General features: G+C 36.5%; 14 protein-coding genes. 10 read left to right on the top strand and 4 right to left on the bottom strand.

Annotated elements, in window-relative coordinates; genetic code table 11:
• Window positions 1-29 precede the first annotated feature (29 nt).
• Both lolS and mciZ read right to left on the bottom strand, forming a co-directional pair.
• Window positions 30-944 carry an aldo/keto reductase gene (gene lolS, locus CER22_RS01765; RefSeq protein WP_088608117.1) on the bottom strand — a complete coding sequence of 305 codons (915 nt, stop codon included), beginning with the start codon at window positions 942-944 and terminating at the stop codon, window positions 30-32.
• A gap of 53 nt (window positions 945-997) precedes the next feature.
• The gene (gene mciZ / locus CER22_RS01760) at window positions 998-1,126 is read right to left on the bottom strand and encodes a Z-ring formation inhibitor MciZ (protein ID WP_000870295.1); all 129 of its coding nucleotides are present in this window, start codon (window positions 1,124-1,126) and stop codon (window positions 998-1,000) included.
• Window positions 1,127-1,200: 74 nt separating this feature from the next.
• Between mciZ and CER22_RS01755 the strand changes: the two genes are divergently transcribed.
• Window positions 1,201-1,740, top strand: a complete 540-nt coding sequence (locus tag CER22_RS01755) for an NUDIX domain-containing protein (protein ID WP_000067040.1) — start codon at window positions 1,201-1,203, stop codon at window positions 1,738-1,740.
• A 24-nt stretch (window positions 1,741-1,764) separates the two neighbouring features.
• Here the strand turns inward: CER22_RS01755 and CER22_RS01750 are convergent, their stop codons facing one another.
• Window positions 1,765-2,316: a GNAT family N-acetyltransferase gene (locus tag CER22_RS01750; RefSeq protein ID WP_000803489.1), complete on the bottom strand. Its 552-nt coding sequence runs from the start codon at window positions 2,314-2,316 to the stop codon at window positions 1,765-1,767.
• Between the two features lie 155 nt (window positions 2,317-2,471).
• Between CER22_RS01750 and spoIIM the strand changes: the two genes are divergently transcribed.
• From spoIIM to corA, 9 genes are all read left to right on the top strand, one after another.
• Window positions 2,472-3,089 (top strand): stage II sporulation protein M, encoded by a 618-nt coding sequence (gene spoIIM, locus CER22_RS01745; protein WP_223261357.1) that lies wholly within the window; start codon window positions 2,472-2,474, stop codon window positions 3,087-3,089.
• 106 nt (window positions 3,090-3,195) lie between these two features.
• Window positions 3,196-3,651 carry a ferric iron uptake transcriptional regulator gene (gene fur, locus CER22_RS01740; protein ID WP_000392655.1) on the top strand — a complete coding sequence of 152 codons (456 nt, stop codon included), beginning with the start codon at window positions 3,196-3,198 and terminating at the stop codon, window positions 3,649-3,651.
• A gap of 103 nt (window positions 3,652-3,754) precedes the next feature.
• Window positions 3,755-3,985 (top strand): YqzK family protein, encoded by a 231-nt coding sequence (locus CER22_RS01735; RefSeq protein ID WP_001250432.1) that lies wholly within the window; start codon window positions 3,755-3,757, stop codon window positions 3,983-3,985.
• Between the two features lie 6 nt (window positions 3,986-3,991).
• Complete coding sequence (xerD, locus tag CER22_RS01730; RefSeq protein WP_000390083.1) at window positions 3,992-4,882, top strand: site-specific tyrosine recombinase XerD; 891 nt, start codon at window positions 3,992-3,994, stop codon at window positions 4,880-4,882.
• A gap of 143 nt (window positions 4,883-5,025) precedes the next feature.
• Window positions 5,026-5,769, top strand: coding sequence for a FixH family protein (locus CER22_RS01725; protein ID WP_137013664.1), 744 nt, complete (start codon window positions 5,026-5,028; stop codon window positions 5,767-5,769).
• 442 nt (window positions 5,770-6,211) lie between these two features.
• Window positions 6,212-7,396 carry a phosphopentomutase gene (gene deoB / locus CER22_RS01720; RefSeq protein ID WP_048546267.1) on the top strand — a complete coding sequence of 395 codons (1,185 nt, stop codon included), beginning with the start codon at window positions 6,212-6,214 and terminating at the stop codon, window positions 7,394-7,396.
• A 12-nt stretch (window positions 7,397-7,408) separates the two neighbouring features.
• Window positions 7,409-8,230: a purine-nucleoside phosphorylase gene (locus CER22_RS01715; RefSeq protein ID WP_001078444.1), complete on the top strand. Its 822-nt coding sequence runs from the start codon at window positions 7,409-7,411 to the stop codon at window positions 8,228-8,230.
• A 7-nt stretch (window positions 8,231-8,237) separates the two neighbouring features.
• A complete protein-coding gene (locus tag CER22_RS01710) occupies window positions 8,238-9,542 on the top strand; it encodes a pyrimidine-nucleoside phosphorylase (RefSeq protein ID WP_088608116.1) in 1,305 nt (434 codons plus the stop codon).
• Between the two features lie 62 nt (window positions 9,543-9,604).
• Window positions 9,605-10,567 carry a magnesium/cobalt transporter CorA gene (gene corA, locus CER22_RS01705; protein WP_141542698.1) on the top strand — a complete coding sequence of 321 codons (963 nt, stop codon included), beginning with the start codon at window positions 9,605-9,607 and terminating at the stop codon, window positions 10,565-10,567.
• 34 nt (window positions 10,568-10,601) lie between these two features.
• On the opposite strand, the gene CER22_RS01700 is transcribed toward corA, so the two are convergent.
• Window positions 10,602-11,891, bottom strand: a complete 1,290-nt coding sequence (locus tag CER22_RS01700) for an NCS2 family permease (RefSeq protein ID WP_060488352.1) — start codon at window positions 11,889-11,891, stop codon at window positions 10,602-10,604.
• Between the last annotated feature and the right edge of the window lie 66 nt (window positions 11,892-11,957).

Below are 11,957 nucleotides of genomic sequence, written 5' to 3'. Positions count from 1 at the left end.
AAAGACGCTACCAGTATGGTAGCGTCTTTTTAACGATGTAAAGCGTAAGTATCACATTTAGCAATTTGCTGAAGTTGTATATATTGAGCTGTTGTTAACTGTGTTTGTTTACTAGCCTGGCCATTTTCTTTCAATTGCCCAATAGAGCTTGCACCAGGTATAACAGCTGCAACAGTTTCGTTATGTAAGCAATATTGAATAGCTGTTCCTGTTAAAGAGCTTTCTCCGATTATTTCTTTTACATTCGCAAGTGTCACATATAATTCATCGTAAGAATAAGAAAGATAATTCTTTTCTTTTACTCTTTCTATCTTTCTTGCATTATTATCAGTTAAAATTCCTTTTGCAAGTGGCCCACGAGCAATAATGCTAATTTGATGTTCACTTAGAAGTGGGAACCATTCTTCAGGGCGACGATTTAAAAGGCTATATTCCATTAGCACACTAACGATATTGGAACGTTTAGCATATTCACGGATAACATTTGGACGTATAGAAGAAATACCGTAATGACGAATAATACCTTCTTTTTTTAATTCTTCAAAGGCTTCAATTGTTTCATCTATTGGATCTTCAATCGTCCCGCCGTGAAGTTGATAAAGATCAATATAATCAGTTTGAAGTCTACGTAAACTTTCTTTCACTTCAGCCTTTATGTAACTTTTAGAAGGATCCCAAGACCACCCGTTTTTTTCTTCTGTCCATCGATTTCCAACTTTTGTTGTAAGAACAATTTGGTCTCGTTTCCCTTTTAAGGCTTTTCCAACAAATTCTTCGTTTAATCCATAATCATATAAATCCGCTGTATCAAAAAAATTGATTCCTAAATCGATTGCTTCATCGATAATACGCATAGCTTCTGTTTCAGATGTACCGAGAGACATACAGCCAAGTCCCATTTCTGTCACAAACAAATCTGAGTTTCCTAATTGACGTTTTTTCATAGGTCAACCTCCTTACCTTTATTGTACGCAAGGGAAAAGAGGTTGACAAACGTTTACTTTTTATTTGCTGTAATCCACTCTTGTACAGTTGTATACTCTTTTCCATATTGTTTTAGCTTATGGCGAATTTGCCATGCTTTTCCGACTAAAGTGACGCGATTTGGTAAAATATAAACTTTCATTTCTATCACGCTCCTTTCAATGTGGTAAAATGTATGAGGAAAGAATAGGAAATAGAACAGGGAGATGAAGTAGTATGAGTAATCTTGCAGAGAGAACAGTAAAAACTGAACCGATTTTTGATGGTAGAGTTATAAAAGTTCGTGTTGATGATGTAGTATTACCAAATGGAGCAATGAGTAAACGTGAAATTGTAAATCACCCTGGTGCAGTTGCTATTATTGCTATTACTGATGAGGGGAAAATTGTGCTTGTCGAGCAGTATCGTAAAGCGCTTGAAAAGGCGATTATAGAAATTCCGGCCGGCAAGTTAGAACCTGGTGAAAAACCTGAGGTGACAGCAGTTCGTGAATTAGAAGAGGAAACAGGATATGTATGTGAAAATATGGAGCTTATTACTTCTTTCTATACATCTCCAGGATTTGCAGATGAAATTTTATATGTATATAAAGCGACAGGTTTGACGAAAAAAGAAAATAAAGCCGAGTTAGATGAAGATGAATTCGTAGAATTGATGGAAGTATCGTTAGAAGAAGCGATTATTCTTATGAAAGATCTTCGTATTCATGATGCGAAGACGATGTTTGCAGTACAATATTTACAACTACAAAAATAAACACTCGCCAAAGGCGAGTGTTTTTTAATTGATTTTTGCGTATACGCGTGCATCACGTAAGCTACCATCTGGTGCTATAAAATCATTTTCCATTGTACCTTCTAGAATAAATTCTAAACGTTCTGCTAGGTTACATGCATTTGCATTTGTTGCATCAGTACGAATTTCAATTCTTCTAGCACTTAGCTTATCAAAGGCAAATTGAATGGCACCTTTAATGGCTTCAGTCATATAGCCTTGTTTTGTATAAGCACTATGCAGCCAGAAGTGAAGTGAAAACTTTGGAATATCCCAGTTTTCAGGCTTGAGCGTTATAGCTCCGATGAATGTACCAGATACTTTATCGTATAAGTGAAAATCAAGTGTTTCACGAAGTAAAAACTGCCCGTGAGCGTTACGAACGATTTCTTCAGCACTTTCTTCTGTTTCAGCGTTAATTGGCATCCACGGTACTAAGTCTTCTAGAGAAGCTTGGATTGCTTCATACACTTCTGCACCATCACCTGGAAATGGCTTACGAACTTGTAAGCGTTCAGTTTGAAATAATGTTGGAAAATCTAATAATAATGGTTTCAAGAGAAATCCCTCCTATTCTCTACTTTTTAGTTTAGCAAAGTAGAGCGGAATTTCAATGTTAATTCGTCATACTTTTTTCTTTCTTTCATACATTTTTAATAAGAGTGTGAACGGAGGGAAGAAAAATGTGGAGAAAAACTTGGCAAGACCGTGTAATGTCTCACATACAGGAAAACTCTTCATTATATATATTTAACGCTGTTTTATTATTGATGGGAGTAATATTTGGGGCCATTCTTGTAAATAGTTTACAATTAAATCAAAAACAAGATTTATCATTTTATTTACAACGTTTTTTTGGACAAGTTTCTAAAGGAGAATTTGCTGTTGCGAGCGAAATGTTTCGAGAAAGTTACTTTTCGCAATTAAAATACATTGGATTTATTTGGATTTTGGGGATTTCAATTATTGGATTGCCACTTATTTTTATTTTATTATTTGTAAAAGGAGTAGTTGTCGGATTTACAGTAGGTTTTTTAGTAAGTCAGCATGGATGGAATGGATTATTATTAGCATTCGTTTCTGTATTGCCACAAAATCTCATTATTATTCCAGTATTTCTCGTTATGACAACAATTGCTGCAAGCTTTTCCTTACGCATGATTAGACATCAATTTATTCGGAAAATAACCGAACCGCTATTACCATTATTAATTCGTTATACATGCTTCTTTCTTGTAATCGGAGTAGTGTTAGCTCTTGCTTCTAGTGTAGAAGCTTATGCATCACCAGTTTTAATGAAAGAAGTCGTTGAGGCTATTAATAAACAATAAATACTTTTTGAGAATAATTATCAATTTGTTTTTATTGTTTTTCTTTTGACAGAAGCCCTTCTTCTGATATAATGGTGTAAGAGTGGCGAGGAGGGAGTAGTACCGAATGGAAGAAAGAATTGAACGAATTAAGAAGCAATTACATGCAGCGAGCTACAAATTAACACCGCAACGTGAAGCAACAGTTCGTGTGCTGCTAGAAAATGAAGAAGATCATTTAAGCGCAGAAGATGTTTACCTCCTTGTAAAAGAAAAGTCGCCAGAGATCGGATTAGCAACCGTCTATCGAACTTTAGAACTATTATCTGAGTTAAAAGTTGTCGATAAGATTAACTTCGGAGACGGTGTTTCACGCTATGACTTACGCCAAGAAGGTGCGCAGCGTTTCCACCATCATTTGATTTGTACACAATGTGGTGCTGTACAAGAAATACAAGAAGATTTACTTGGTGAAGTGGAAAGGAAAGTAGAACATGACTGGAGCTTTAAGGTGAAGGATCATCGTTTAACATTCCATGGGATTTGTAAAAATTGTCAAGAAAATGAAACGGATGAAAAATAACCTTTTCCTATTTAACTAGGAAGAGGTTTTTTATTTGAATAAGGTATAAATTGGTGAAAGCTTGGCATATGTTGTAATAACTTATATTTTGGAGGAATTTACAATGCGCCGAGCTTTAAAATTAACTTTTGATGGGATAAAAGTATTTTTATTATTTACAAGTTGTACGATTTTGTTTTATTTCGCTATACTATGGATAAATGAAGAATATGAAAGCTATCATCGTTATGAAAAGCCAAAAGAAGAGACTGTAGAAAAAGTATCAGGGAATGAAGAGCCGGCAAAGGATGCTTTCGTAAATAGAATGATGTTTTTCTATGAAAATGGGGAGTAGTGTAGATTGGAAGATCAATTAAAAGATTTTATTCATTATATGGTTGTCGAAAAAGGGCTAGCGAAAAATACAGTAGTATCTTATGAACGTGATTTAAAAAGTTATGTAAAGTATTTGCAAAATGTAGAACAGGCGAAAAGCTTTCATGAAGTAACACGCTTGCACATTGTTAATTTTCTGCAGCACTTAAAAGAAAACGGAAAATCTTCGAAAACATTAGCACGTCATATTGCATCGATTCGTTCGTTTCACCAATTTTTACTTCGTGAACGGGCGGTAGAGCACGACCCATCCGTACATATTGAAACGCCGCAAGGAGAACGGAAATTACCGAAAGTACTATCAATCGATGAAGTAGAGGCGTTACTTCAGACACCGAAAATGACGAGTGCTTTTGGGGTTCGTGACAAGGCGATGCTAGAGTTATTGTATGCAACAGGACTTCGTGTTTCGGAATTAATTGCCTTAAATTTAGAAGATGTACATTTAACGATGGGATTTGTTCGTTGCATAGGGAAAGGGAATAAAGAAAGAATTATTCCACTAGGAAGTTTAGCGACGGAAGCGATTCAAAAGTATATTGAAAAGGGAAGAAGAGAATTGATGGGTAAAAAAGTAGTAGATGCACTCTTTTTAAACCATCATGGGAATCGATTATCAAGACAAGGATTTTGGAAAATTTTAAAACGATTGGCGAAAGAAGCAAATATTGAAAAAGAGCTTACACCGCATACGTTGCGCCATTCTTTTGCTACGCATTTATTAGAAAATGGAGCAGACTTGCGTGCTGTGCAAGAAATGCTTGGACATGCAGATATTTCAACGACGCAAATTTATACGCATGTTTCAAAAGCTAGATTAAAAGATGTATATAAACAGTTTCATCCGAGAGCATAGTTACTATGCTCTTTTTTCATAGATTCAAAAGGCTACAGTACTTCACAAAAACTTCACAAACATTTCGTACATTGTTTTCAGCAGAAGACTAGAATATTACAATGTATTTCCTCTATACTAAATAAGGTATGAAGGAGGAAATGATGATGAAAAAACTTATTATGACTTTATTTATCGCGATGCTAGCATTGGCTGGCTGTAATACAAACAAAGAAGAACCGAAAAAAGAACAGAAACTAGAAGCTGTAAAAGTAGCAGTTCAAACAAATCCGAAAGAAATTAAACCTGGTGAAAAAACAGAAGTACAAGCACTTGTTACACAAGGAAAAGAAAAAGTAACAGATGCTGATGATGTAAAGTTTGAAATTTGGAAAGCTGGCGACGAAAAGCACGAGATGTTAGATGGTAAGCATAAAGGAAAAGGTGTTTATGCAGTAGAGAAAACGTTCGAGACGGATGGAGTATACCATATTATCGCTCACACAAATGCACGTGAAATGCATGTTATGCCAGAAGTAAAAGTGGCTGTAGGAAATGCGAAAGTAGAAGATGCGAAAAAAGAAAATAGTCATCACGGTGCAGGGCATGGCGATCATAAAAGCGATACAATGATCCATCTTATGGCTGGTGATATAAAAGCAAATGCTGAATCGACTATGAAAGTTCATTTAAAACAAAAAGAAGAAGCGTTAACTGGTGCTGAAGTACAACTTGAGATTTGGAAAGATGGTGTTGAAAAACACGAATTTATTCCAGCGAAAGAAGGAAATAAAGGAGAGTATGAAACGAAACATACTTTCAAAGAAAATGGTTCTTACAAAGTGAAAGTTCATGTTAAAAAAGGCGAACTACATGAACATAAAGAAGAAACAGTAGAAGTAAAATAAAAAGCAGCTCTTTAGAGCTGCTTTTTATTTTTATTCCGTAAACGTCCAATTGATGAGGGCTTATAATCAGTGGAGAAGAACTAAACTCCTACTAATCAAAGTTTCACTTTATATGAAGAAATAAATCATAAAATAATTAGCACTTATTTGCATAATGGATTACAATAGAAGTGTGAAGGAAATGAGAAATTCTACGAAAATGTATTAAAAAGAAAGCGTAAACATGTTATGATATCTGTATCAGATGTCTGACATCTGACTTAGAAAAAACTAGAAATGTTTTTGAGTCGTTTCGAAGTAAACGAAATAGGTTAGAGAATCAATTAAAGAAGTACTGTTTGACAATGAGAACGAAAGAGAATTCTTATGGAGAACAGTTTCACTTTATAGCGTTTTGAACATACTACAAGAAGTAGAACTGAACTTATAGGAGGTCGCAGTTATGAATAAATATAAACGTATATTCCTAGTCGTAATGGATTCTGTTGGAATCGGTGAAGCACCAGATGCTGAGCAATTTGGTGATTTAGGATCTGACACAATTGGTCACATTGCTGAACATATGAATGGGTTACAAATGCCTAACATGGTGAAATTAGGTCTTGGTAACATTCGTGAAATGAAAGGTATCTCTAAAGTAGAAAAACCACTTGGATATTATACAAAAATGGAAGAGAAATCTACTGGTAAAGATACAATGACAGGTCACTGGGAAATTATGGGTCTTTACATTGATACACCATTCCAAGTTTTCCCTGAAGGCTTCCCGAAAGAATTACTTGATGAATTAGAAGAAAAAACAGGTCGTAAAATCATCGGTAATAAACCAGCTTCTGGAACTGAGATTCTTGATGAGCTTGGTCAAGAGCAAATGGAAACAGGATCTTTAATCGTTTACACTTCTGCTGATAGCGTATTACAAATCGCAGCACACGAAGAAGTAGTGCCGCTTGATGAGTTATATAAAATTTGTAAAATTGCACGTGAATTAACATTAGATGAGAAATACATGGTAGGTCGCGTTATCGCTCGTCCATTCGTTGGTGAGCCTGGAAACTTTACACGTACACCAAACCGTCATGATTATGCATTAAAACCATTCGGCCGTACGGTAATGAATGAATTAAAAGATAGTGACTACGATGTTATTGCTATCGGTAAAATCTCTGACATATATGATGGTGAAGGTGTAACTGAGTCACTTCGTACGAAGTCTAATATGGATGGAATGGATAAGCTTGTAGATACATTAAATATGGACTTTACAGGTCTTAGCTTCTTGAACTTAGTTGACTTTGATGCATTATTTGGACACCGCCGTGATCCACAAGGGTACGGAGAAGCTCTGCAAGAGTATGATGCTCGTCTTCCAGAAGTATTCGAAAAACTAAAAGAAGATGATTTATTATTAATTACAGCAGACCACGGTAATGATCCAGTTCACCACGGTACTGATCATACACGTGAATATGTACCGTTATTAGCATATAGCCCAAGCATGAAAGATGGCGGACAAGAATTATCAATTCGCCAAACATTTGCTGATATTGGTGCAACGGTAGCAGAAAACTTCGGCGTGAAAATGCCAGAACACGGAACAAGCTTCTTAAACGAGCTAAAGAAATAGGGGGATAAACAAATGAATCGTGAACTTATTACAAAATCAGCTTCATACTTAAAAGAGAAATTTCAAGAAACGCCACAAGTAGGACTAATCCTTGGATCTGGACTAGGTGTATTAGCAGATGAAATCGAGAACGCAGTAACAGTACCTTACAGTGAAATCCCTGAATTCCCAGTATCAACTGTAGAAGGTCATGCAGGTCAACTAGTATTCGGTACACTTCAAGGTGTAACAGTAGTAGCAATGCAAGGACGTTTCCACTTCTATGAAGGATACGACATGCAAAAAGTAACATTCCCAGTTCGTGTTATGAAAGAACTAGGTGTAGAAACAGTTGTTGTAACAAATGCAGCTGGTGGTGTAAATACATCATTTGAGCCAGGCGATCTTATGTTAATTTCAGACCACATTAACTTCATGGGTACAAATCCATTAATCGGACCGAATGATTCTGAAATGGGCGTACGTTTCCCTGATATGTCTACATCATATACGACAGAACTTCGTGAAATGGCGAAACAAGTTGCAGCGGACTTAAATATTAAAGTACAAGAAGGTGTATACGTTGGAATGACAGGTCCTGTATATGAAACACCTGCTGAAATTCGTATGCTTCGTACACTTGGCGGAGATGCAGTTGGTATGTCAACAGTACCTGAAGTAATTGTAGCGCGTCATGCTGGTATGAAAGTACTTGGTATTTCTTGTATTTCAAATATGGCAGCTGGTATTTTAGATCAGCCACTTCATCACGATGAAGTAATCGAAACGACAGAACGTGTTAAAGCTAACTTCTTAGCATTAGTAAAAGCAATCGTAAAACAAATGAAGGGGTGACCTCACAATGAGAATGGTGGACCTAATTGCAAAAAAACGTGACGGACATGCACTAACGACAGAAGAAATTAACTTTATTGTTGAAGGATATACGAATGGTGATATTCCTGATTACCAAGTAAGTTCACTTGCAATGGCAATTTTCTTCCAAGATATGAACGGTCAAGAACGTGCTGATTTAACTATGGCAATGGTAAATAGCGGTGATACAATCGACTTATCAGCTATTGAAGGGGTAAAAGTAGATAAGCACTCAACAGGTGGTGTTGGTGATACAACAACACTTGTGTTAGGTCCATTAGTAGCCGCTTTAGGTGTACCGGTTGCAAAAATGTCTGGACGTGGGTTAGGACATACTGGTGGTACAATTGATAAATTAGAAGCAGTTCCAGGATTCCATGTTGAAATCGAAAATGATGAATTCATGCGACTTGTAAATGAAAACAAAATCGCAGTTATTGGTCAAAGTGGAAACTTAACACCTGCGGATAAAAAGTTATATGCACTTCGTGATGTAACGGCAACAGTAAACTCAATTCCGCTTATTGCAAGTTCGATTATGAGTAAAAAAATTGCTGCTGGTGCAGATGCAATTGTTCTTGATGTAAAAACTGGAGCAGGTGCATTTATGAAAACAGATGAAGATGCAAAACGTTTAGCAGAAGCAATGGTGCGCATTGGTAATAACGTTGGTCGTAATACGATGGCTGTTATTTCTGATATGAGTCAACCACTTGGTGAGGCGATTGGTAACGCACTTGAAGTACAAGAAGCAATTGATACATTACAAGGTAAAGGACCGAAAGATTTAGAAGAGTTATGTTTAACGCTTGGAAGTCAAATGGTATACCTTGCTGGACAAGCTTCATCTTTAGAAGATGCACGTGAGAAATTAATTGAAGTAATGAACAACGGTAAAGCGCTAGAATCATTTAAAACGTTCTTATCAGCGCAAGGCGGCGATGCTTCTGTTGTTGATGATCCTTCTAAATTACCACAAGCACAATTTAAAATTGAAGTAGAAGCGAAGGAAGACGGTTATGTATCAGAAATCGTTGCAGATGAAATCGGAACAGCAGCAATGCTTTTAGGAGCAGGACGTGCGACGAAGGAATCTGAAATTGATTTAGCAGTTGGCTTAATGCTTCGCAAAAAAGTAGGGGACAGCGTGAAAAAAGGTGAATCCCTCGTTACAATTTACGCAAACCGTGAAAATGTGGACGATGTAAAAGCAAAAATTTATGAGAACATGAAGATTGCTAACGAACATGTAGATGCACCAACGTTAGTGCACGGCATCGTTACCGAATAATAAAAAAGGGCCAAGGAGTATTTCTCCTTGGCTTTTTTTGCTATTTTTTGTTTATAATAATAATGGGTGAAATTATGATTAGAATTTGTGCAATAACAAAAACAGATGAAGTATTATATGATGTTTCGCTAGAAGAAACATCGAAAGACCATATTGTATGGTATTGGCTAGATTTATATAAGCCAACGAAAGAAGAGTATACATACATTTTACAAGATCATTTTAAGTTCCATCCCCTTGCAATTGAAGACTGTATAGAATATGTACAGAGACCAAAAGTTGATTTTTATGATGGATATAACTTTTTAGTTCTTCATGCATTTGGTGAGGATGGATTAGAACCGCACGAGATTGATTTATTTATTAGTGATCGTTTTATTGTTTCTTTCCACTTTTCTCATAACAATGCAATCGAAAGAGTATGGAAAACACTTGGAGAAAAGAAGCGTATTAAAAATAGTCCTTTACACGTAGCGCATACAATTATCGACCAAATTGTAGATGACTATTTTGCGCCTGTATATTACATTGAGGATCATTTAAATGCAATTGATGATAATTTAACGGGTGAGACAGCAGGAAGTGTATTAGAAGAAGTATTTGATATACGTACAGATTTATCGAAGCTAAGGCGCACAATCATTCCGATGCGTGATTTATTGTATCGTATTTTAAATTCGACTCGTTTTTACGGTATAAGTGATCATGAGATTTATTTTAAAGATATACATGACCATTTGCTTAAACTGACAGAAATGATTGAAGCAAGCCGCGAGTTAACGGCAGATATTCGGGATAGCTATTTTTCATTAAACTCACATCATATGAATAACATTATGAAAACATTAACTGTATTCTCGACTATTTTCATGCCATTAACATTTATTGCGGGAGTATACGGAATGAACTTTACGCATATGCCAGAGCTTGGTGGACAATATAGTTATTTTATTTGTCTACTTCTAATGGCGCTAATTGGCGGTGGGATGATGGCTTGGTTTTATAAAAAAGGATGGTTTAAGTAAAAAAACACCGAGGAAAATTCCTCGGTGTTTTTACTTAACCAATAGCATGTAATACAAACATGGCTAAGAATAAGCATGTAACGATATACATAGACGGTGCGACTTCTTTACGCTTTCCAAGAGCAACTTTTAAGATAGGATAAGCAATAAATCCGAACGCAATGCCATCAGCGATACTATATGTGAGCGGGATCATGACGATAATTAAGAACGCTGGAAATCCTTCTGAAAAATCGTTCAGAGGAATTTGCTGAATGCTTGTAATCATCAGGCCGCCAATAATAATTAAGATTGGTGCAATGGCACTATCAGGAATTAGTTTCACAAACGGAAGTGCAAACAGTGATGCGAAGAATAACAACCCTGTAACGATAGACGTCAGACCTGTCTTTCCGCCTGCAGTAATACCTGCAGCACTCTCTACTGTTGATACGGTAGGGCTTGTGCCAAATAGACCACATGTCATTGCTGAAATTGCATTGGCTTGGTAAGCACGTGGGAATTTACGGTCATCTTCTAATAAACCGTGCAGAAGTCCCATGTTCTCAAAAATAAGCACCATGCTTAAGGAGAATGTTGCAATCCAAAACGGTAAGGAAGAAAGTTTGCCAAATGACATAGCTCCAAACACATCGCCGTAATTAGCGAATGAGAATGAACTATTTCCGATTTGACTTGTATCAACAAGACCAAATAGCCATGCAATACCAGTTCCTATTGCAATCGTCCATAAAAAGCTTCCACGTACGTTACGAATAAATAGTACAAGTGCAACGATAAGAGTAAGTAGTGTCGCAAGAACGACAGGGTTACTTAATTTACCCATTGCAACAGCAGTATTTGGATTCGAAACGACTAAACCACCTTTTTGCAATCCGATAAATGCTAAAAATAATCCGATGCCGACAGTAATAGCTTCCTTTAATGACTTTGGAATCGATACTGAAAGCAAGCGAGCGATTGGTGTAAACGCAGCAATTGCAAAAATAATACCAGAGATGAAGACAGCTGCTAATGCTTCCTGCCAAGCTAATCCGAGCGTATGCACAGCAGTGTACGTGAAGAATGCATTTACGCCCATACCAGGGACAAGAATAGCAGGTGCATTTGCCCAAAATGCCATGAGCAGACATCCGACAAATGAACTGAAAACAGTTGCTAAAATTCCAGCTTCAAGAGGAATGCCAGCATCCGATAAAATTGATGCATTTACAATCATAATATATACGATTGTGAAAAATGACGTAACTCCAGCTAAAACTTCTTGTTTTGGTGATGTTTCGTGTAAACCTAATTTAAATGTTCTTTCAAGTATTCCTTTCATGTTAAACCTTCTTTTTCATATCCCTCTCCCACCCGTGATATCTCTTTTGTAAGAGCTCACCGTCCT

Origin of the sequence: Bacillus sp. K2I17 (assembly GCF_002209985.1) — a bacterium.
Lineage (GTDB): Bacteria > Bacillota > Bacilli > Bacillales > Bacillaceae_G > Bacillus_A > Bacillus_A wiedmannii.
Note: the sequence above shows the minus strand (reverse complement) of the source record. Positions and strands in the feature narration are given on the sequence as shown.

What these genes read in the sequence shown, in the direction of transcription:
- lolS (WP_088608117.1), bottom strand. Translation starts at nt 944, where the DNA reads ATGAAAAAACGTCAATTAGGAAACTCAGATTTGTTTGTGACAGAAATG.
- spoIIM (WP_223261357.1), top strand. Translation starts at nt 2,472, where the DNA reads ATGTCTCACATACAGGAAAACTCTTCATTATATATATTTAACGCTGTT.
- CER22_RS01715 (WP_001078444.1), top strand. Translation starts at nt 7,409, where the DNA reads ATGAATCGTGAACTTATTACAAAATCAGCTTCATACTTAAAAGAGAAA.
- CER22_RS01700 (WP_060488352.1), bottom strand. Translation starts at nt 11,891, where the DNA reads ATGAAAGGAATACTTGAAAGAACATTTAAATTAGGTTTACACGAAACA.
- deoB (WP_048546267.1), top strand. Translation starts at nt 6,212, where the DNA reads ATGAATAAATATAAACGTATATTCCTAGTCGTAATGGATTCTGTTGGA.
- CER22_RS01755 (WP_000067040.1), top strand. Translation starts at nt 1,201, where the DNA reads ATGAGTAATCTTGCAGAGAGAACAGTAAAAACTGAACCGATTTTTGAT.
- CER22_RS01710 (WP_088608116.1), top strand. Translation starts at nt 8,238, where the DNA reads ATGAGAATGGTGGACCTAATTGCAAAAAAACGTGACGGACATGCACTA.
- CER22_RS01735 (WP_001250432.1), top strand. Translation starts at nt 3,755, where the DNA reads ATGCGCCGAGCTTTAAAATTAACTTTTGATGGGATAAAAGTATTTTTA.
- CER22_RS01725 (WP_137013664.1), top strand. Translation starts at nt 5,026, where the DNA reads ATGATGAAAAAACTTATTATGACTTTATTTATCGCGATGCTAGCATTG.
- corA (WP_141542698.1), top strand. Translation starts at nt 9,605, where the DNA reads ATGGGTGAAATTATGATTAGAATTTGTGCAATAACAAAAACAGATGAA.
- mciZ (WP_000870295.1), bottom strand. Translation starts at nt 1,126, where the DNA reads ATGAAAGTTTATATTTTACCAAATCGCGTCACTTTAGTCGGAAAAGCA.
- fur (WP_000392655.1), top strand. Translation starts at nt 3,196, where the DNA reads ATGGAAGAAAGAATTGAACGAATTAAGAAGCAATTACATGCAGCGAGC.